Source organism: Defluviimonas sp. SAOS-178_SWC (genome assembly GCF_039830135.1).
GTDB lineage: Bacteria > Pseudomonadota > Alphaproteobacteria > Rhodobacterales > Rhodobacteraceae > Albidovulum.
The window spans coordinates 918,899-939,783 of record NZ_CP156081.1 but is presented as its reverse complement, the minus strand read 5'-3'; the positions used below and the strand labels follow the sequence as shown (position 1 = coordinate 939,783).

The 20,885-nt window shown below is 64.9% G+C and carries 18 protein-coding genes; 10 read left to right on the top strand and 8 right to left on the bottom strand.

Going from position 1 to position 20,885, the window contains the following annotated elements; translation table 11 throughout:
• Positions 1-189 precede the first annotated feature (189 nt).
• From V5734_RS05590 to V5734_RS05570, 5 genes are all read left to right on the top strand, one after another.
• Positions 190-1,146 (top strand): LysR substrate-binding domain-containing protein, encoded by a 957-nt coding sequence (locus tag V5734_RS05590; protein WP_347312518.1) that lies wholly within the window; start codon positions 190-192, stop codon positions 1,144-1,146.
• Between the two features lie 110 nt (positions 1,147-1,256).
• Positions 1,257-2,507: a sarcosine oxidase subunit beta family protein gene (locus tag V5734_RS05585; protein ID WP_347312517.1), complete on the top strand. Its 1,251-nt coding sequence runs from the start codon at positions 1,257-1,259 to the stop codon at positions 2,505-2,507.
• A gap of 10 nt (positions 2,508-2,517) precedes the next feature.
• On the top strand, positions 2,518-2,805 hold the full coding sequence (locus V5734_RS05580; protein ID WP_347312516.1) for a sarcosine oxidase subunit delta: 288 nt from the start codon (positions 2,518-2,520) through the stop codon (positions 2,803-2,805).
• The gene (locus V5734_RS05575) at positions 2,802-5,759 is read left to right on the top strand and encodes a sarcosine oxidase subunit alpha family protein (protein WP_347312515.1); all 2,958 of its coding nucleotides are present in this window, start codon (positions 2,802-2,804) and stop codon (positions 5,757-5,759) included. The genes V5734_RS05580 and V5734_RS05575 overlap by 4 nt, the downstream gene beginning before the upstream one ends.
• The gene (locus tag V5734_RS05570) at positions 5,752-6,318 is read left to right on the top strand and encodes a sarcosine oxidase subunit gamma (RefSeq protein WP_347312514.1); all 567 of its coding nucleotides are present in this window, start codon (positions 5,752-5,754) and stop codon (positions 6,316-6,318) included. The genes V5734_RS05575 and V5734_RS05570 overlap by 8 nt, the downstream gene beginning before the upstream one ends.
• A gap of 2 nt (positions 6,319-6,320) precedes the next feature.
• Here V5734_RS05570 and V5734_RS05565 read toward each other — a convergent pair whose 3' ends face one another.
• Positions 6,321-7,271, bottom strand: coding sequence for a GlxA family transcriptional regulator (locus V5734_RS05565; protein ID WP_347312513.1), 951 nt, complete (start codon positions 7,269-7,271; stop codon positions 6,321-6,323).
• 182 nt (positions 7,272-7,453) lie between these two features.
• Between V5734_RS05565 and V5734_RS05560 the strand changes: the two genes are divergently transcribed.
• Positions 7,454-8,083 carry a helix-turn-helix domain-containing protein gene (locus V5734_RS05560; RefSeq protein ID WP_347312512.1) on the top strand — a complete coding sequence of 210 codons (630 nt, stop codon included), beginning with the start codon at positions 7,454-7,456 and terminating at the stop codon, positions 8,081-8,083.
• A 3-nt stretch (positions 8,084-8,086) separates the two neighbouring features.
• On the opposite strand, the gene V5734_RS05555 is transcribed toward V5734_RS05560, so the two are convergent.
• The 4 genes from V5734_RS05555 to V5734_RS05540 form a co-directional block, all read right to left on the bottom strand.
• Positions 8,087-9,127 (bottom strand): heme-dependent oxidative N-demethylase family protein, encoded by a 1,041-nt coding sequence (locus V5734_RS05555; RefSeq protein WP_347312511.1) that lies wholly within the window; start codon positions 9,125-9,127, stop codon positions 8,087-8,089.
• Positions 9,128-9,137: 10 nt separating this feature from the next.
• A complete protein-coding gene (locus tag V5734_RS05550; RefSeq protein ID WP_347312510.1) occupies positions 9,138-10,103 on the bottom strand; it encodes a PDR/VanB family oxidoreductase in 966 nt (321 codons plus the stop codon).
• A complete protein-coding gene (locus V5734_RS05545) occupies positions 10,100-10,708 on the bottom strand; it encodes a dimethylamine monooxygenase subunit DmmA family protein (protein ID WP_347312509.1) in 609 nt (202 codons plus the stop codon). The genes V5734_RS05550 and V5734_RS05545 overlap by 4 nt, the downstream gene beginning before the upstream one ends.
• A gap of 70 nt (positions 10,709-10,778) precedes the next feature.
• The gene (locus V5734_RS05540) at positions 10,779-11,918 is read right to left on the bottom strand and encodes an aminomethyltransferase family protein (RefSeq protein ID WP_347312508.1); all 1,140 of its coding nucleotides are present in this window, start codon (positions 11,916-11,918) and stop codon (positions 10,779-10,781) included.
• A 434-nt stretch (positions 11,919-12,352) separates the two neighbouring features.
• Between V5734_RS05540 and V5734_RS05535 the strand changes: the two genes are divergently transcribed.
• The 4 genes from V5734_RS05535 to glnT are packed head-to-tail and all read left to right on the top strand — an operon-like array spanning position 12,353 to position 16,616.
• A complete protein-coding gene (locus tag V5734_RS05535) occupies positions 12,353-13,249 on the top strand; it encodes a class II glutamine amidotransferase (protein ID WP_347312507.1) in 897 nt (298 codons plus the stop codon).
• A gap of 1 nt (position 13,250) precedes the next feature.
• The gene (locus V5734_RS05530) at positions 13,251-13,940 is read left to right on the top strand and encodes a protein GlxC (RefSeq protein ID WP_347312506.1); all 690 of its coding nucleotides are present in this window, start codon (positions 13,251-13,253) and stop codon (positions 13,938-13,940) included.
• Between the two features lie 8 nt (positions 13,941-13,948).
• Positions 13,949-15,280, top strand: a complete 1,332-nt coding sequence (locus V5734_RS05525) for an FMN-binding glutamate synthase family protein (protein WP_347312505.1) — start codon at positions 13,949-13,951, stop codon at positions 15,278-15,280.
• A gap of 28 nt (positions 15,281-15,308) precedes the next feature.
• Positions 15,309-16,616 (top strand): type III glutamate--ammonia ligase, encoded by a 1,308-nt coding sequence (gene glnT / locus V5734_RS05520; protein ID WP_347312504.1) that lies wholly within the window; start codon positions 15,309-15,311, stop codon positions 16,614-16,616.
• 90 nt (positions 16,617-16,706) lie between these two features.
• Here the strand turns inward: glnT and V5734_RS05515 are convergent, their stop codons facing one another.
• The 3 genes from V5734_RS05515 to V5734_RS05505 form a co-directional block, all read right to left on the bottom strand.
• Complete coding sequence (locus tag V5734_RS05515; RefSeq protein ID WP_347312503.1) at positions 16,707-17,621, bottom strand: transporter substrate-binding protein; 915 nt, start codon at positions 17,619-17,621, stop codon at positions 16,707-16,709.
• Positions 17,622-17,703: 82 nt separating this feature from the next.
• Positions 17,704-18,066, bottom strand: a complete 363-nt coding sequence (locus V5734_RS05510) for a cupin domain-containing protein (RefSeq protein WP_347312502.1) — start codon at positions 18,064-18,066, stop codon at positions 17,704-17,706.
• Positions 18,067-18,218: 152 nt separating this feature from the next.
• The gene (locus tag V5734_RS05505) at positions 18,219-20,882 is read right to left on the bottom strand and encodes a phosphoenolpyruvate carboxylase (protein ID WP_347312501.1); all 2,664 of its coding nucleotides are present in this window, start codon (positions 20,880-20,882) and stop codon (positions 18,219-18,221) included.
• Positions 20,883-20,885: the final 3 nt, after the last annotated feature.

Here is a 20,885-nt window from a genome sequence, read left to right as displayed (position 1 = left end):
GGTTCCATCCGCCCGAGCGGCGGGGAGATTGACCACGATCATGCCAAGTGCGACGGCGTCGTGCGCGGAGAATTATTGCGGTCTTTGCCTCTAATTTATGCTGGCAAATTCCGCCTTACCCAACTAAAATTGTCACTGCCCGGCGGGGTCAGCCCTGCGCCCCCCCCAGCCCGCGAAAGCATCCGTAAGATGAGCCTGTCGTCCCGACCCGCCCGCCGTTCCACCGAACGCCGCAAACCGCTGCCGCCCCTCGACTACCTTCTGGCCTTCGAGGCCGCAGCCGAACACGAAAGCTTCGCCAGCGCCGCGCGCCAGATGAACATCAGCGAAACCGCGATCAGCCGGAAGGTTCGCCTGCTCGAACAGCATTTCAGCCTTCCCTTCTTTGCGCGCGGGCACCGCTCGATCGAACTTACGCCCTATGGGCGCGAGTTCCTCGCCCGCATCGCCCCGGCGCTCGAGATGCTGCGCGAGGCGGCGGACGATTCGCTGAAGACAAGCAAGAAGCGGCCCGTCATCCTCGCCGCCACGAACTCCGTCGCGTCGCTCTGGCTGACGCCCCGGCTGCACGAGTTCCGGCAGGCGAACAAACATCTCAGCATCATGCTCGTCGCCTCCGACAACGACGAGGAATGCCTTGCCGATACGGTAGACCTCGCCATCCTGCGCGGGGACGGCAACTGGAAGGGCTTCGACGCGCAGCTCGTTTTCGGCGAAACGATCTTTCCCGTCTGCTCGCCCGAGTTCCTCGCCCAGAACCCGCAGGTCGCCGAGATCGACAACCTCGCGGGCGCGCCGCTCATCGAGGTGACAAGCAGCCATACCGAATGGATGAACTGGCAGGCCTGGCTCGAACGGATGGGGGCGCAGTCGTCGCGCCTGGAAAGGGCGATCCTTTTCAACACCTATCCGCTGTCCATTCATGCCGCCGTCGACGGTGTCGGCGTCGCGCTCGGCTGGGGCCACCTCGTCGATCACTATCTGAAGTCCGGCAAGCTCGTCCGCCCGCTCGGAAATGCACAGATTCGCACGGCGTTCGGCTATTACCTGCTGACGCCGCAAAACCACCCGGCCTTCCCCAGCCGCACCGAGGTTTCGGACTGGCTGATGGCGGTCAGCGCCGCGCGGGTCCGCTACGGAGAATAAGGCCCGCGCCGCCCGACAATGTCGGAAGTCGCATCAACAATGTCCGAACCGGCGCTATCGCCTCGGGGCCCAGACGATGCAGTTTGGGGTCAAATGGAACCGAGGTTGATATGCGCTATTCGGGCTTCAAGGTCCTCAAGGAAGCACTCACCGGGCACAAGGGCTGGAAACCGGCCTGGCGCGATCCCGCGCCGAAACCCCATTACGACATCCTGGTGATCGGCGGCGGCGGGCACGGGCTCGCCACCGCCTATTATCTCGCCAAGGTGTTCGGCAAGGCGAATGTCGCGGTGCTGGAAAAGGGCTGGATCGGCGGCGGCAACGTCGGCCGGAACACCACGATCATCCGCTCCAACTACCTGCTCGACGGGAACGAGCCGTTCTACGAGTTTTCCATGAAGCTCTGGGAAGGGCTGGAGCAGGACTTCAACTTCAATGCGATGGTCAGCCAACGTGGCGTGCTGAACCTCTGCCATACCGACGCGCAGCGCGACGCCTTCCGCCGGCGCGGCAACGCCATGCGGCTGAACGGCGTCGATGCCGAGCTGCTGGACACCGAGGGCGTCCGCCGGATGGCCCCGTTCCTGAACTTCGAGAATGCGCGCTTCCCGATCAAGGGCGGCCTTCTCCAGCCGCGCGGCGGCACTGTGCGCCACGACGCGGTGGCCTGGGGTTATGCCCGCGGCGCCGACATGCGCGGCGTCGACATCATCCAGAACTGCGAGGTCACCGGGTTCCGCATCGAGAACGGCATCTGCAAGGGCGTCGAGACGACGCGCGGCTTCATCGGCGCGGGCAAGGTCGGCGTCGCGGTCGCGGGTTCGTCGGGCCGTGTGATGGCGAAGGCCGGGATGCGGCTGCCGATCGAAAGCCACGTCCTCCAAGCCTTCGTCTCAGAGGGGCTCAAGCCCCTTCTGCCGGGCGTCATCACCTATGGCGCGGGGCATTTCTATGTCAGCCAGTCGGACAAGGGCGGCCTCGTCTTCGGCGGCGACATCGACGGCTACAACTCCTACGCCCAGCGCGGCAACCTGCCGGTGGTGGAGGATGTCTGCGAAGGCGGGATGAGCCTGATGCCGATGATCGGCCGAGCGAAACTCCTCAGGATGTGGGGCGGGATCATGGACATGTCGATGGACGGCTCTCCGATCATCGACCGGACCGATACCGAGAGGCTCTATTTCAACGGCGGCTGGTGCTACGGCGGCTTCAAGGCGACCCCCGCCTCGGGCTGGGCCTTCGCGCATCTTCTGGCGACCGGAAACCCGCATGAAACGGCGACCGCCTATCGCTTCGATCGGTTCCGCAAGGGGCTGATGATCGACGAAAAGGGCATGGGCGCCCAACCGAACCTGCATTGAGGACCCGCGCATGATCATTCCCCATCCCCTGCTCGGCCCGCGCGACAGCCAGGAATTCACCTATCTCGGCGATGCAAGCCTGATCGAACGACCCGACTGGCAGGCCGAGGATGCCGTCGGCCGGTTCCACGACTACCTCTACCTGCGCGACAACCCGGCCGGCGCCCACCGCGAGTTGTGGTTCCACGAACAGGGCGACCGCAGCTGGCTCGTGGTGACGCGCGACACCGTCACCCACGAGATCATTTCCGCAGAGCTTGCCCGCGACGTGGCACGCGCGAAAGGGCGCAGCAAATGAGCCAGACGAACCGTATCGACGGCGGCCTGATCGACCGTACGCACACGATCACCTTCCGCTTCGACGGCAAGAGCTATCAGGGCCACGACGGCGACACGCTCGCCTCCGCACTTCTGGCGAATGGTGTGCGTCTGATGGGGCGCTCCTTCAAGTACCATCGCCCGCGCGGCCCCCTGACCGCCGGGTCGGAGGAGCCGAACGCGCTCGTGGAACTGCGCACGGGTGCGCGGCAGGAACCGAACGTGCGCGCGACGGTGGCCGAGCTTTTCGACGGGCTTGACGCCCGCAGCCAGAACCGTGTCGGTTCGCTTCAACGCGACTGGCTCGCGGTGAACGACCTGCTGTCGCCCTTCTTCGCGGCGGGGTTCTATTACAAGACCTTCATGTGGCCGAAGGCGTTCTGGGAAAAGCTCTACGAGCCGATGATCCGCCATGCCGCCGGCCTTGGCAGCCTGACGAAGCAGACCGACCCCGACAGCTACGACAAGGGCTTCCTGCATTGCGACCTGCTGATTATCGGCGCGGGTCCGGCGGGCCTCGCCGCCGCGCTGACGGCGGGACGCGCGGGGGCCGACGTCATCCTCGCGGATGAGGATTTCGTCATGGGCGGGCGGCTCAATGCCGAGACCTTCGCGCTTGACGACATCGCGGGCAGCGCCTGGGCCGCGCAAACGGTCGCGGAACTGAAAAGCCTGCCCAACGTGCGCCTGATGCCACGGACGACCATCCTCGGCGCCTTCGATCACGGGATCTACGGCGCGCTGGAACGGGTCTCGGACCACCTTGCCGAACCCGCGCCGGGCAAGCCGCGCCAGACGCTCTGGCGCATCTACACGAAGCGCAGCCTCTTGACCGCGGGCGCCATCGAGCGGCCCATCGCCTTCCGCAACAATGACCGGCCCGGCATCATGCTCGCCTCGGCGCTGCGCAGCTACGCGAACCGCTGGGCGGCGGTTCCGGGACGGGACGTCGCGATCTTCACCAACAACGACGACGGCCACCGGACGGCCACCGACCTCATCGCCAAGGGAGTCCGCGTCGCAGCCGTGATCGACAGCCGTCGCTCCGACACGCCGCGCACGAACCGCTACGAGGTGCTCGCGGGTGCGCAGGTGGTCGATGCGTCGGGTCGGCTCGGCCTCAGCTCCATCAAGGTGAAGTTGCCGGGTGGCGAGACGCGCAGCATTTCCTGCCAGGCGCTCGGCGTCTCGGGCGGCTGGAACCCCAACGTCCACCTGACCTGTCACCAGCGCGGCCTGCCCGTCTGGAACGAGGCGCTCGCCGCCTTCGTTCCGGGCAAGGCGCTGCCGCAGGGCATGACGGTCGCGGGTGCGGCGAACGGCGTCTTCTCGACCGGCGGAGCGCTCAAATCCGGCGCGGACGCTGCCGCGGCGGCACTGGGCGACATGGGGATCAAGGCGAAGCCCGCCGGGTTGCCGCAGGCCGAGGAAGAGCCGGTGCGCATCTCGCCGCTCTATCACGTTCCCGGCAAGGGCCGCGCCTGGCTTGACCAGCAGAACGACGTGACCGTTAAGGACGTGAAGCTTGCGCATCAGGAAGGCTACCGCTCGGTCGAGCATCTGAAGCGCTACACGACGCTCGGGATGGCCACCGATCAGGGCAAGACCGCCAATATCGGCGGCCTCGCGGTGATGGCCGAGATGACCGGCAAGTCGATCCCCGAGACCGGCACGACGATCTTCCGCCCGCCCTATACGCCGGTACCCATCGCGGCCTTCGCGGGGCGTTCGGCCGGCAAGGATTTCCGCCCGGTCCGCCAGACCCCCAGCCACAAATGGGCCGCCGAACAGGGCGCGGTCTTCGTCGAGGTGGGCATGTGGCTCCGTGCCCAGTGGTTCCCCCGGCCCGGCGAGACGCATTGGCGGCAATCGGTCGACCGCGAGGTGCTGGCGACGAGGAAATCGGTCGGCATCTGCGACGTGACCACGCTTGGCAAGATCGACGTGCAGGGCACCGACGCGGCCGAGTTCCTGAACCGGATCTACGCCAACCCCTTCGCCAAGCTTGCCGTCGGCAAGGTCCGCTACGGGCTGATGCTGCGCGAGGATGGCATGGCGATGGACGACGGCACCACCGCGCGACTGGCCGAAGATCACTTCGTGATGACCACGACCACCGCGAACGCGGTCGGCGTCTATCGCCACATGGAGTTCTGCCGCCAGTGCCTCTGGCCCGACATGGACGTGCAGATCATCTCCACGACCGAAGCCTGGGCCCAGTTCTCGGTCGCCGGTCCGAATGCGCGGAAGCTCTTGCAAAAGATCGTCGATCCCGAATTCGACATCTCGAACGAGGCCTTCCCCTACATGGGCTGCGGCGACATCACGGTCTGCGGCGGCCTCCGGGCGCGGCTCTTCCGAATCTCCTTCTCGGGCGAGCTGGCCTATGAGATCGCGGTACCCACACGCTATGGCGACGCGCTGGTCCGGCGCATGGTCGAGGCGGGGCGCGAATTCGACGCTATTGTCTACGGCACCGAGGCGCTTGGCGTCATGCGGATCGAAAAGGGCCATGCGGCAGGCAACGAGCTTAACGGCACAACCAGCGCCCTGAATCTCGGAATGGGCGGCATGGTATCGAAGAAGAAGGACGCCATCGGCTCGACGCTCTCCGAACGCGAGGGGATGAACCGCGACGACGCCCTGAATCTCGTGGGCTTCAAGCCGGTCAACCCGTCGGATACCTTCGCGGCGGGCTCGCATTTCATCGCCAGGGATGCTGTGGCCAACGCGAAGAACGATCAGGGCTACATGACCTCGGTCTGTTACTCGCCGAACCTCGGCCATACGATCGGCCTTGGCTACCTCAAGAACGGCGCCGCGCGGAAGGGCGAGGTGCTGCGCGCCGTGAACCCGGTGCAGAACGCCGAAACGCTGGTCGAAGTGGTCAGCGCCCATTTCATCGACCCTGAGGGGGAACGTCTCCGTGCATGATCTTGCAGCCCTGACACCGCTTGGCGGCGCCACGCCGCGCACAGACCGCGTCGGCGACATCACGATCTCGGAAGTCACCGACCGGGCGCTCGCCTCCGTCTCGTGCCGGAGCGGCAAGGCGAAAGCCTTCGCGACGGCGGCGAAGAAACTGTTCGGCGCCGAGCTTCCCGAGCCGGGCCATTCGGCGGTCGGGCCGACCTGGACGCTGATCTGGACCGGAACGGATCAGTGGTTCGCCGAAGCTCCGTTCGCGACGCATGAGGACATCGCGGCGATCGCCAAGGCCGGTCTTGGCGACACTGCGTCAGTCACCGAGCAGACCGACGGCTGGGTCCGGTTCGACGTCGAGGGGCCGCGTGTCGTTGATCTTCTCGAACGGCTCTGCCCCTTGCCCTCTCGCCGGATGAAGACGGGCGACGCATCGCGCAGCATGATCGAGCATATGGGGTCTTTGGTGATCTGCCGCGCGGAGGGCCGCCATTTCAGCGTGATCGCGCCCCGCTCCTTTGCCGGCTCGATGCATCACGCGCTGCTGCTCGCGGCCCGCAGCCTCGACTGATGTCAGGCCGAGGGCACCGGGCGGTTGTCCTCGACCCGGAAGCGGTTGATCTTCTCCCGATCCTCGGCGGGATTGAGGCCGAATTCATCGCGGTAGTGGCGCACCAGCGGCGCGACCGTTTCATAGCCGACGGCGGCGGCGATGCGGGGGATCGGTTCCCTGGAATAGAGGACGAGCTGCCGTGCCGCCTTCATGCGCAGCATCCGGTAGTAGCGCGACGGGCTTTGACCCGTCGCCTTCTTGAACTGCCGCTCGAGTTGCCGGGACGAGACGCCGACCGTTTCGGCAAGGTCCTCGACCGCGATCGGCTCCGAGACATGGCGGTTGAGGATGTCCACGGCCCTGGCGACCGGCGCCGGCAGGAGGTCGGCCGTGCTGTCGCGCCGCAACGTCGGCGTCTTCTGCCGCACCCCCCTGCCCCGCACCACCGGATGCTGGAACCAGCAGGCAACCTCGGTCGCAACCTCCGCGCCAAGCCTTTCCTCGATGAAGCTGAGCATCAGGTCGAAAGACGCCGCCGCCCCCGACACCGTGTAACGCGGATGGTCGAAGACGATCACGTCGTCCCGCATCCGCAGTTCGGGGAATTCCTGGGTGAACGCGGCCGCGTAGCACCAGTGAACCGACACGTCGTGCCCGTCGAGAAGCCCGGTCCGCGCCAGCGGGAACACGCCGCCGCTGACCCCGCCCACGGCGGTGCCGTGTCGGGCCAGCCGGCGCAACTGCCCCTCGGCGCTCTTGCGGTCGGAAAAGTTCGCCGCCGGGCTGCTCAGGAGGAACAGGTAGTCGATGTCCCCCGCCTCGGCGAGCGTCACGTCGGGATCGAAGACGACCTGCGCGCTGGACGCCACGCGCGCGCCGGTCTCGGAGACGATGCGCCATTTGAACGCCGTGCACCCCGCGATCTCGTTCGCCGCGCGCAGCGGCTCGATCATCGAGGTCAGGCACGCCATCGGAAATCCCGGAAAGATCAGGAAGCCGAGGGTGATTGCGTGTTGAACAGGAGGCATATCCATATTACTTACAGGAAACACGGTTTGAAGAAGCGCCGTCGGTTTCCGGGGCAGATTTCCCCTCGGGCTGGCTTTGCGGCCCCGCCGCGCTTCGGCCACACGAGATATTGTCTGGAGTTTGTATGAGCGCAGCACTTTTGGCACAAGACCCTCACAAGGTCAGTGAGGAACGCGAAAACATCCTCGAAGTCGCGATCGGGCGCGAAGTGCGCGCGTTCCGGCACCAGAGCGGCATGACGATCGCGGATCTTTCGACCCGCACCGGCCTGTCCATCGGGATGCTGTCGAAGATCGAGAACGGCAACACGTCGCCCTCGCTCTCGACGCTGCAAACGCTGGCCCATGCGATGAGCGTCCCGCTCACCTCGTTCTTCCGCCGGTTCGAGGATGTTCACCTCGCCGTCCACACCAAGGCCGGCGAAGGGGTCGAGATCGAGCGGCGCGGGACGCGCGCGGGGCATCAGTACCAGCTGCTCGGGCATCTCGGCGCGAATACGTCGGGCGTCGTGGTGGAGCCCTATCTCATCACCCTGACGTCGGATTCCGATGTCTTCCCCACGTTCCAGCACGAGGGCATCGAGATGCTCTACATGGTCGAGGGCGAAGTGGATTACCGCCACGGCAACAACGTCTATCCGCTGAAACCGGGCGATACGCTGTTTTTCGACGCCGACGCGCCGCATGGGCCGGAAGCTCTTGTCAAACTCCCGGCCCGCTTCCTGTCGATCATTTCCTATGTGCAGGGCAAATAGGCCCTAATCCGGCCAGATCCCCGGCGAGGTCTCGGCGCCGTCGTCGAACTGCGAGAGGTAGTCGACGATGAGCGGCCGATTGCGGATGAAGCCCTTGTAAGTCGCAAGCTCCTCCGGCAGGTCGCGCAACACGCGGTGCAGCCGGCGGCCCCATTTCGGCACGGTCGCCAGATCCTCCAGCCGGATCAGGTAGCAGCGGATCGGGAAGGCGAGCGCGTTGGAGCGCGGCAGGCGGAACAGGGTCTGCAATTCGACCCGCAGGTGATACTTGCTGCCCACGTTCTCGGGGGTCACGCTGGTCTTCTGGACGCCCCACTTGTGATAGTTCTCGGGGCTTGTATCCAGCAGCGGGTTGACCGTCATCGTCCAGTTCAGCCGCCGCACCGGCGCGCCCTGCTGAAGGTTCAGAAGGAACTTCAGCGCGCGCTGGAAGACGCCGAGTTCATGCGCCAGCGGCACCGGCGCATGCCATTCGTAGAAGTTCATGCCGATGTCGAAATCGAGGCTCCAGTCCGCCTGGGTCGTCACCATGCCGGCATCCATCCAGAGATTCTCGTCGCGGTGGTCGAGAAGGGCGAAATCGCCCTGCGCCTGCCGGGTGATGTATTCCATCGGGCCGCAGGGCAGCGTCGTCTCGTCGAGGAAGGTGAATTTCTGGTCGATGCCGAGCGGCTTGTTGATCCAGTGCCAGCGGTCGCCGTCGCGGTGCAACTCGAACAGGTCGGGATAGTCCCGCGCCTTCGCGTCCATGATGAGTTCGAGCAGGTCCCAGCCCGCCAGCGTCATGTGCGGCAGCGACTGGCAGCGCAAGGGGTCCTCGGCCAGAACCCGCGCCCGGTCCCGCATCTCGGACACGTAGTGCTCGTCCACGTCGAAGGTCTTTTCGAAGACCGACCCCGGCCTGAGCGACAGATGCGGCTCTAGGTTGACCGAGTACATGTAGCTGTCTTCGTGGAACGGGAACGGAAACCGCCGGATCGCCCATTCGGAGTTGCGGAAGGTGAAGTCGTCGTAGAACGTCTCGTCTTTGAACTGGATGGTCATGTCGCTTCTCCTAGCGGTCGATCACGAGGGAGCGCCCCTCGAAACGCGACACGCATGGCATGATCTTGTTGCCGCAGGCCTTCTGGTCGTCCGTCAGCCAGTGATCTCGGTGAACGAAAGTGCCGTCGTGGCTGACGACATCGGTTTCGCACTGCCCGCAGGCGCCGCCTCGGCAAAGATAGGGCGCATCGACTTTCGCGGCTTCCAGCGCCTCGAGCATGCTCTGGTGTTCACCGACCGCGACGGTCTTGCCGGATTTTGCGAGCGTGACCTTGAAGGGCTTGCCGGATTGAGGGGCGAGGAATTCCTCGTAATGGACGGCCTCGGCGGGCCAGCCATGTTCCTCCGCCGTGCGGCAGACCCATGCGATCATGCCCTTCGGCCCGCAGACGTAAAGATGCGTGCCGAGCGGCTGGCCGTCGAGAAGCGTGGGAAGGTCGATCGCCTCTTTCCGGTCGTCATGATAGACGTGGACGCGATCCGGGTGGTGGGCCTTCAGCTCGTCCACATAGGAACCGAGGGCCGCCGTCCGCACCGAATAGTGCAGCTCGAAATGGCCGTTCGTTGCGTCGAGCTGCTTGATCTGCGCGAGGAACGGGGTGATCCCGATCCCGCCCGCGATCATGAGGTGCTTCTTCGCCCTCAGGTCGAGCGAGAAGAGGTTGACAGGATAGCTCAGCACCATCCGGTCGCCGGCCTTGACGGCCCGGTGCATGAAGAGCGAACCGCCCCGCCCTTCCTCATCGCGCCGGACCGAGATCATGAACGCCTTGCGGTCGCGCGGATCGGACATCAGCGAATAGGGGTTGAGTCGCGTGATGTCGCCGTCCTTCATCTCGACGACGGTATGGGCGCCTCCCGAGAAGGTCGGCATCTCGCCGCCATCGCTGCGCTCGAAGCGGAACCGCTTCACAAGCTCGTTGACTTCGACCACGTCGGTGACGGTCACATCGATTTTCCGGGTTCCGGCGCTCATTGGTACAGACCCTCCGGTTCTGGGACCTCACCGGGGTCTTCGGCGTCGATGCAGACCCCCTGAAAGGCCGCGTGACGGCGCGAGTAGTGGTCACGCACGAAAAGATTGAGCCCGCAATGGGCGCAGACGAACGGGGTCGTGGTCACGTCCTCGGTGATCCCCTTGCAATGAACGCACTGTACGCGACGGGCCACCGAACCGCGATGCTCGGTCTGGATCGCGCTGGCGGGGTATCCTGCCGTGATCGCCTCCTGCATCGCCTGGCCGATAATCCCCTCGGTCCCGGCGAGGTAGATCTGCAAACCCATATGCGCATCCGCCAGCGTCTTGCGCAGGCGCGGCACGGCGGCGGCGTAGCTTGGCCCGACGTAGAGCTGCGCCGGCGCCAGCGCGCGCAACCGGTCGAGATAGGCCGCTCCGGTCTCCTTCGGAAAGTAGATCACATGCGCCTTCGGCATCAGGTCTGGCGCGGAAGCGGCGAGGTCGATCAGCGCCTCCGCGCCCTCGGCATCGGCCACCATAAGATGCGAAGTGCCCGGCCGGGCCTTGAGTGTCCCGTAGACGGGCCGGCTTTGAATCGTGCTCGGGAACAGGAATTTGGACATGCTCCGGAAGTATCCTTTTGCTGTCAGCGATTGCGGGCTGCGCGCCGTGACGGCCCGCAGCCCCCGGGCCTTAGCCCTTGGCGGTGCGGCGCTTCTTGTCGACGTCGTAGAACGGCATCGAATGCGTGACCGCGGGAATTTCGCCATGCGTGGCGCAGCGGACGGTCAGCTTCGTGTCGTTGTTGGCGCAATCGACGGGGAGGCGCGCGATGGCGATGTTGTGCTTGTTCAGCGAAGAATACATCGCCTGCGTCACCACACCAACCTGCTTGTCGCCCTTGAAGACCGGCGCGCCATTGCCCGGCGCGTTCGTACCGTCGAGCTTGAGGCCCCAGATCTTGAAGCGTTCCTTGCCCTTCAGGCGGTAGTGCTCCTCGGCGCCGCGGAAGCCGGTCTTGCCCGGCGAGACGGTGAAGTCGAGGCCGAGTTCCCAGAGCGTGTCGCCGGGGCCTTCGTTCTCGAACGGATACATCTCCGAGTTGTCGTAGGGGAAGAACAGCAGGTAGCTTTCCGTCCGCAGCAGGTCGAGCGTCGTGAAGCGGCACGGGATGATGCCCATCGAGGCGCCCTCGTCGAGAATCCGGTCCCAGATTGTCGGCGCGTCCTGACCACGGCAGAAGATCTCGTAGCCCCGCTCGCCGGTATAGCCGGTGCGCGAGATCATGACCGGCAGACCGAAGAGAGAGGTCTGCATATGGCTGAAGTAGTTGAGGTTGCGGATCCCCTCGACATGCTTCTGAAGATAGTCCACAGCGAGCGGCCCCTGCAGCGACAGGTCGTGCAGGTTGTCGTCGAACCGAATCGAGACGTCGCGCCCGGTCGCGGCCATCGTCAGCTGCTCGTGCGCCTGGCCCGAGCCGTGCACGACCATCCAGCTGTTCGGACCCATCCGGTAGATCACGCAGTCGTCGACGAACTTGCCCGCGTCGTTCAGCATGGCCGCATAGACCGAGCGGCCCGGCATGATCTTTTCGACATTCCGGGTCGTAGCCCGGTCGATCACGTGGCTTGCGCCGGCCCCGGTCAGGTGCACCTTCTTGAGGCCCGACACATCCATCAGGCCGGCTTTCGTGCGAATCGCGAGGTATTCCTTCTCCGGATCACCCTTGCTGTAGGACCAAGCCGTCCCCATCCCGCTCCAGTCCTCGAGATCGGACCCCAGCGCGCGGTGGCGATCGCCGAGTGCGGAGAACCTCCAAGATGCCGTCATTGAATACTCCCTAGATTGGCGTGTGTTATTTGATCGGTCATATTTCCAGCGCGGAAATGGCGACCGGTTACCTTTGACATACTGTTCGGGATCGCGCCCGGCGCAGCGAAGAATCTTCGCGGCCCAAGACCCAAGAAATTAGCGGCAGCGTTCCGTCGACTCGGACTATGAATGCCACAGTTTCGGTTCGCAAGAATATTTAATTACTGTCAGTATAATTTGGCAGCAATGCGCCACGGGCGGCCGGTAAGGCGCCCGACAATCTGCAATTGCACCAAACATCGCTCACCGAACAGGCAGGGCAGACACATCTGCATGGATTCCGGGCGGGCACGTGCGCCCCGTATTTTCTATCAAGAATATTTTTTTCTTCCTAGTTGCTGTCACCAAACCTTGCTGCTAGCGTGTCCGAAAGGCAGAAAGGGAATCAAATCATGTGCGGCATTGTCGGACTATTCCTGAAAGACAAATCACTCGAACCCAAACTCGGCGAGATGCTCGCGGACATGCTTGTCACGATGACCGACCGGGGCCCCGACAGCGCGGGTATCGCCATCTATGGCGGCGCGGACGACGGGCTGACGAAGATCACCGTGCAGTCGTCAAATCCGAAGAAGGACTTCGCCACACTCGACGAAGACCTCAAGGAAGCGATCGGCAAGCCCGTCGCGATGATGGTCAAGAGCACCCATGCGGTGATCGAGCTTCCGACCGATCAGGTCGACGCCGCCCGCAGCGCGCTTTCGCACCTGCGCCCCGACGTCAAGATCATGAGCGTCGGCGACGCCCTGGAGATCTACAAGGAAGTCGGCCTTCCCAAGGACGTGGCGCATCGCTTCGATCTGTCGAAGATGAAGGGTACCCACGGGATCGGCCATACGCGCATGGCGACTGAATCCGCCGTGACGACGCTCGGCGCGCACCCCTTCTCGACCGGCCCCGACCAGTGCCTCGTGCACAACGGCTCGCTGTCGAACCACAACGGGCTGCGGCGCGAGCTGATCCGTCTGGGCACCACGTTCGAAACCCAGAACGACACCGAGGTCGCGGCGGCCTATGTCAGCCAGAAGCTGAAGGAAGGCCAGAACCTCGGCGAGGCGCTGGAATCGGGTCTCGACGATCTCGACGGTTTCTACACCTTCGTCGTCGGCACCAAGGACGGCTTCGGCGTCGTCCGCGACCCCATCGCCTGCAAGCCTGCGGTCATGGCCGAGACCGACCAGTACGTCGCCTTCGGCTCGGAATACCGCGCGCTCGTCAATCTCCCCGGTATCGAAACCGCCCGCGTCTGGGAACCCGAACCCGCAACCGTCTATTTCTGGAACCACTGACATGCAGACATTCGACCTGGCCGCGCGCGGACTGCGCGAACTGAACCAGACGTTGCACGGCGTGAACGGCAACACCAACCAGACAGCCTGGGAAATCATCAACACGCGCGGCAGCCACGCCATCGCTGTCGGCGTCGATGCGCCCATCGACATCACTGTCAATGGAACCACCGGCTACTACTGCGCCGGAATGAACAAGCAGGCCACGATCCGGGTGAACGGCTCGGCCGGTCCGGGTGTTGCGGAAAACATGATGTCCGGCGCCGTCTTCGTCGAAGGTGACGCCAGCCAGTATGCCGGCGCGACCGGGCGTGGCGGGCTTCTGGTCATCAAGGGCAACGCCTCGTCGCGTTGCGGCATCTCGATGAAGGGCATCGACATCGTGGTGCACGGCAATATCGGCCACATGTCGGCCTTCATGGCACAGTCCGGCAACCTTGTCGTCCTCGGCGATGCCGGCGATGCGCTGGGGGATTCCCTTTACGAAGCGCGGCTCTTCGTTCGCGGCAACGTCAAGTCACTGGGGGCGGACTGCATCGAGAAGGAGATGCGGCCCGAGCATCTCGAACTGCTGGAAGACCTGCTGCGTCGCGGTGAGGCGGATGCGAAGGCGAAGCCGGAAGAGTTCCGCCGCTACGGATCGGCCCGCAAGCTCTACAACTTCAACATCGACAACGCTGACGCGTATTGAGGTAGACCATGACCAGCGAATTCCCACATACCCCACCGCGCAAAAGCTACACGTTCAGCGATGCCGTGAACGCGGAAATCCGGCGCGCCGCGGCAACCGGGATCTACGACATCCGCGGCGGCGGCACCAAGCGGCATGTTCCGCATTTCGATGACCTCCTGTTCCTGGGCGCCTCGATCTCGCGCTATCCGCTGGAAGGTTACCGGGAAAAATGTGCGACGGATATCTGGCTCGGCACCCGCTTCGCCAAGAACCCGATCCACCTCGACATTCCGATCACCATCGCGGGGATGTCCTTCGGCTCTCTCTCCGGCCCGGCGAAAGAGGCGCTTGGCCGTGGCGCCAACGCCGCCGGCACCTCGACGACCACCGGCGACGGCGGCATGACCGAGGAAGAGCGCGGGCATTCCAAGACGCTCGTCTATCAATACCTGCCCTCCCGCTACGGGATGAACCCCGATGACCTGCGCCGCGCCGACGCAATCGAGGTCGTGGTGGGCCAGGGCGCGAAACCGGGCGGCGGCGGCATGCTGCTGGGCCAGAAGATCTCGGACCGGGTCGCCATGATGCGCAATCTGCCGAAGGGCATCGACCAGCGTTCGGCCTGCCGGCATCCCGACTGGACCGGCCCGGACGATCTTGAGATCAAGATCCTCGAGATCCGCGAAATCACCGACTGGGAAAAGCCGATCTACGTCAAGATCGGCGGCGCCCGTCCCTACTATGACACCGCGCTTGCGGTGAAGGCCGGCGCCGATGTCGTCGTTCTCGACGGCATGCAGGGCGGCACCGCGGCGACGCAGGACGTGTTCATCGAGCATGTCGGCCAGCCGATCCTCGGCTGCATCCCGCAAGCGGTGAAGGCGCTTCAGGATCTCGGCATGCACCGCAAGGTGCAGCTGATCGTGTCGGGCGGCATCCGCACCGGCGCAGACGTCGCCAAGGCCATGGCGCTTGGCGCCGACGCCGTCGCGATCGGGACCGCGGCGCTCATCGCCCTGGGCGACAATGATCCCGCGCTCGAGGCCGAATACCAAAAGCTTCAGTCCACCGCTGGCGCCTATGACGACTGGCACGAGGGCAAGGACCCGGCTGGCATCACCACGCAGGATCCCGAACTCTACAACCGCTTCGATCCGGTTCTTGGCGGGCGCCGGCTGAAGAACTATCTCAAGGTCATGACGCTGGAAGCCCAGACAATCGCGCGGGCCTGCGGCAAGAACCACCTGCACAACCTCGAGCCCGAGGATCTTTGCTCGCTGACGATCGAAGCTGCGGCCATGGCCGGCGTTCCCCTTGCAGGAACAAACTGGATCCCGGGGCGTAACGGAGGGTTTTAAAAAAATGAAACATGACAGGGAGTTATCAATGGCCTTCGACCTCGAGGAGTGGGCAAAGTCCAAGGGTGTGAAGTACTTCATGGTATCCTTCACGGACCTTTTCGGCGGCCAGCGCGCCAAACTGGTGCCCACCCAGGCGATCAACGAAATGGCGGTAGACGGGGCGGGGTTCGCCGGTTTCGCGACCTGGCTTGACCTGACGCCCGCCCATCCCGACATGATGGCGGTTCCCGATCCCAGCTCGGCGATCCAGCTTCCCTGGAAACCGGAGGTCGCCTGGGTCGCCGCCAACTGCGTGATGGAAGGCAAGCCCCTGGCCCAGGCGCCGCGCAACGTGCTGCGCAAGCTGGTCGACGAGGCCGCGAAGGAAGGGCTGCGCGTCAAGACCGGCGTGGAGCCGGAATTCTTCCTGCTCGCGCCGGAGGGTGACAAGGTCTCCGACCCCTGGGACACGGCAGAGAAGCCCTGCTACGACCAGCAGGCGATCATGCGCCGCTACGACGTGATCGCCGAGGTCGCGGACTACATGATGGAGTTCGGCTGGGAACCCTATCAAAGCGACCACGAGGATGCGACCGGCCAGTTCGAGATGAACTGGAAATACGATGACGTGCTCCGGTCGGCCGACAAGCTGTCCTTCTTCAAGTTCATGATGAAGTCGGTCGCGGAGAAGCACGGCCTGCGCGCCACCTTCATGCCGAAGCCCTTCAAGGGTCTGACCGGGTCGGGCTGCCACGCCCATATCTCGGTCTGGAGCCTTGATGGCGAGAAGAACGTCTTTGCCGATAGCAGCAAGGAGCTCGGCCTGTCGGATCAGGGCCGCCATTTCCTCGGCGGCATCATGAAGCATGCCTCGGCGCTGGCTGCGATCACCAATCCCACGGTGAACAGCTACAAGCGCATCAACGCGCCGCGCACCTCCTCGGGCGCGACCTGGGCGCCGAACACGGTGACCTGGACCGGCAACAACCGGACCCACATGGTCCGCGTCCCCGGCCCCGGCCGGTTCGAGCTGCGCCTGCCCGACGGCGCCGCGAACCCCTACCTGATGCAGGCCGTCATCCTTGCCGCCGGCATCGACGGCGTGCGCAGCAAGGCCGATCCGGGCCGCCGCTACGACATCGACATGTACCAGGACGGCCACAAGGTTAAGGGCGCGCCGAAACTGCCGCTGAACCTTCTCGACGCGCTGCGCGAATACGACAAGGACAAAACCCTGAAGGCGATGATGGGCGAGGAGTTTTCCGACGCCTACATGAAGCTGAAGCACAAGGAGTGGAACAGCTTCGTATCGCATTTCTCGCGCTGGGAACACGAGAACACTCTGGACATCTGACCCATATCCCCGGGTCTTCCTGGCCCCGGCGAAAGCCGGGGCTTTTTTGTTGGCCCGGCCGAACGCCGATGCCCGGACGGCTTTGTTCTTTCAGATGTAGAACTGCTCCCGCACCGTATCCACGGAAAGATCCTCCATGCGGCCGGAGATCGCGACCGTTCCCCGATCGAATACATAGGCCCGGTCGGCGAGCGTCCAGGCGAAGTCGAAATGCTGCTCGACCAGCACGATCGCGACATTGCCCCGCGCCTTGATATGGGAAATCACGTGCCCGATCTCTTGGATGATGTTGGGCTGGGTGCCTTCGGTCGGTTCATCCAACAGCAGGACCTTCGGCCGCATGATCATGGCGCGGGCGATGGCAAGCTGCTGCTGACCACCGGAAAGATCCCCGCCGCGCCGTCGGGTCATCTCCTTCAGCATCAGGAACAGGTCGTAGATCTCGTCGGGCACGCGGCGGTCGTGCCGAGGATAGGCGTCAAGGATGTTGTTCGTCGTGCGCGGATAGACGTAGTCGGTGCCGAGAAGCGCGAACTTCTCGACGCCAAGCTCCTCGAGGAAGCAATCGACCGCCGGGATCGCCTGCTGGTTGGGCGCGGCCCCGGGGTAGAAGACGTTTTTGGAGCTTTCTTCGCCTTCGTATTGCACGGGATGGAACAGAAGCCCGTTCAGCTCTTCGATGTCAGGCAGGACCGACTTGCGGCTGACGCTGATCCGGCAGCAGAACAGGACCGCGCCCTTGTCGACGGTCAGCAGCTCGCGCGCCTTTTCGGCGAACAGCGGCCAGTCGGAGGCGGGGTCCACAACCACGGCTTCGCGCTTCTTGCCCAGAACGCCGTCCTTGGCGTTCTGCTGGCCGATCAGCATCAGCATCGTGTCCTTGAGCGTCGTCTCCGAGGTCGCCGTCGTCCCCGAGAGCGAATTCAGGACGCCGATCTTGATCGTCTCTTTCTGTGCGAAGGCCATGCGCGGCGCGACGAGCGCGGCGGCACCGGAGGCCAGCATCCCGCGCGCTCCGGCCGGTATCGGTGAGCGGCAACCATGTCCGCGCTGGGGACGGCTCCGGTTCGGGAGAAAGCGTCGACCGCTAGTCCAGCGGCGTTTCCGCGGACGCAATGTGGACGGCCAGGACGCAGCCCTCAGGGGTCCAGGAATTGTGTTCGGTCCCGTCTTGGTAAAACACCAGATCGCCCGCACGAAATACCGTGCCGTCGCTCTCGTGCAGCTCGCCCTCGAGGATCAGGAACTGTTCATGCCCGTTATGGCGGTGGCTGCGGGTCCGCATCCCGGCGGGCATCCGGTAGACATGGAATCCCTCGCCCAGAGGGTGGCTGTCGTCGAGTTGCAGAATGCTGTCGCCCAGCGCCACGCCGTCCGGATAGACAAAGGGCGTGAACGCGGCGTCCTTGATGTTGGCGATCCGGCGCGCGCCGGCTTCGACGGGTTTCATGGGCTTCCTCCCGACTATGATTCTTATCCGGAGCCCTGCCGGGGCCGTCCGGTCCAGAAGCCATTCTGACGGCGAATTCAACGACGGGTCAATGCCCGCCCGGTGTCGCGTCGAAGGCGACGACCGTCGTGGGAAGATGCCGACGTCAGTCCCTAGCCCGTCCAGCCGAGCCCGGCAGCGATGGCATTCATGGATTGCATCAGCGGGATCGGGGCCCGGTCCGTCGGCGCCGAGCGAAAGGCCGATAGCAGGTCCACCTGAAGCCGGTTGATCCGGTCGAGCTGCGGCCGGATCCTTTCCGTCCGCCCGCGCATCTTCGGAAAGCGGGCGCCGATGGCGGAGCTCCCCGTCACATAGCCGATCGCCTCGACCGATTTCGCGTGTTCGTCGCGGACAAGGCCAAGCACCCGCGCCCGCACCGCACCGTCCTTCACGAGGCTGGCATAATGCGCCGCGATCTGCATGTCGCTCAGCAGCAGCGACTTCTCGACCTCGTCCACCATCAGGCGGAAGAGCGGGTGGCGGTCGAACATGTCGGCGAGGATCCTGTCGCCCTCCCGCCCCCGCACCTGACGGAACGACGACAGCGCCGTGCCGAACCCGTACCAGCCGGTCAGGAGGTGCCGGTTCTGCGACCAGGCGAACACCCAGGGAATGGCCCTGAGATCGGAAAGGCTGGCCGCGCCGAACCGCCGCGCCGGCCGCGATCCGATCTTGAGCATCGCGAGCTCTTCGACCGGGCTTGCCTGCTGGAAGTAGTCGATGAATCCGGGAAGGTGCAGAAGATTGGAATAGGCCGCCTGCGACACACCCGATAGCGCCTCCAGCGCGTCCACATGCTCGGGGTCAGGCGCCTCCTGCACGCGCGGGCGCATCTGCAGCAGAACCGAGGAGGCCAGAAGCTCCAGGTGATTGATGGCGGTGCCGCGGTTGGCGTAGTTCGCCGAGACGACCTCTCCCTGCTCGGTGATCCGCAACTTGCCGTGCACGGTGCCCAAAGGCTGCGCGGCAATGGCGCGGCCGGCGGGCGCGCCGCCACGGCTGACCGATCCGCCGCGCCCGTGGAAGAAGACCGGCCTCAGATCGCGACGGGCGAGCGCCTGCGTGATCCGCCGCTGCGCCTTTTCGAGTTCCCAGGTCGAACAGACGAACCCGCCATCCTTGTTGCTGTCGGAATAGCCGAGCATCACCTCTATCGTGCCGTCCCGCGACCGAAGGCTGCGATAGGCGAGGGGAACGGCCAGAAGCTCGTCGAAGATCCGGGGCGCATTGCGCAGATCGTCGATGGTCTCGAAAAGCGGCACGACGCGCAGGTCGAGCGTTTCCGCCCCGAAACCGGCATAGCGCGCGAGAAGGTAGACCCCGAGGATGTCGTCGCAGGACCGCGTCATCGACAGGATGAAGGGGCCGATCGCGTCCGGATCGTCCGAAAGCCGCGCTTCCCGCATGAGCGTCAGAAGGGAGAGAAGCTCTCGTGTCGCGTCGCTCAGCCGATCGCGATTCACATAGGTCAGGTCGGGCAGGCCGATCTCCCGCCGGAGGCGGCTCGACCACTCCTTCGACCCGTAGGCGGGCGGCGCGGCGGACAGGGACCAGATCTCGGCCAGCGCCGTCGTCGTCACGGTCGAGTTCTGCCGAACATCGAGCGTGGCGGTCCGAAAGCCGAACACCGTCGCCTGCCACCGGATCGGGCGCAGGAACCGCTCGGCGATGCGTCCCGCGCCGATGTCGACGAGGGCGTCGTCGAGACTACGCAGATCGGCAACGAAATGGCCCGGTGTCGGATAGCCCGTCCTCTGTCGGTTCGCAGTCGCGCCGAGACGTTCCGCGATCACGGACAGCGCCTGGCGGAACAGCTCGCCCGGATTGCGGGCCTGGTAGTCCGCCGCCCGCCCCGTCGCCGCGACGATGGCGCGGATCGCCTCAGCCGTTGTCGGCGGAATGGTCACGATCCGCGAGGTGACGCTGATTTTTGCGGCCGCAGCGCCGAGGCGCTCCACATAGTGGTCCAGGATGGCCGCCCGCGCGCGGTCGAGCGCCGCGCGCGTGACTTCCGCCGTCACGTTCGGGTTGCCGTCGCGGTCGCCGCCGATCCAGGAGTGGAACTTGATGCAGGGGGTCACCTCGATCGCATCACCGAACCGCGTGCGGGTCGCCGCGATGAAACGGTCGAAGAGCTGCGGCACCGCGTCGAAGATGCTGTCGCGGAAGAATTGCAGACCCCATTCGATCTCGTCCGTCAGGCTCGGACGTTCGAGCCGCAGTTCACCCGTCATCCAGAGGAGGTCGATCTCGCTTTCGATATCCGACAGCAGGTCCTCGCGCTCCCGCGGGGTCCAGCGCTGGGTTTCCAGCTCGACGAGCAGCCGGTAGATGCGCCGGTGAATCTCCAGCACCGTGACCCGCTTGGCCTCGGTCGGATGCGCCGTCAGTGTCGGGCCAACCGAAAGCCGGCCGGTCATCCCTTCGAAGGTTCCCGCCGACATGCCGGGGTCGATGGCTGAGAGCGCCATGGCAAAACTGCCGTCAACCGCGTCGGCGCCGTCGCGCGCCTCGGTCATCCGGCGGTCGCGGACCTCGGCGTTTTCCTCGATGATCCGGCAAAGCTGAAACCAGATGCTCGCCGCCTGCAGGAACGGCCCCGCGTCTTCGGGCGGCGGCAGATCGGTTGCGTTCCGGTCGATCAGCGCGGCAACCTGGGGCGCACGGCGTTCGATGACGTTGCGCCAGAGGCCGCCGAGGGCGGCCCGCAGCGTTTCGGCATAGTCCGCGTCAGACCCTGGCTGCACCCCCTGCGGAATCCGGACGTGGGTCATGGC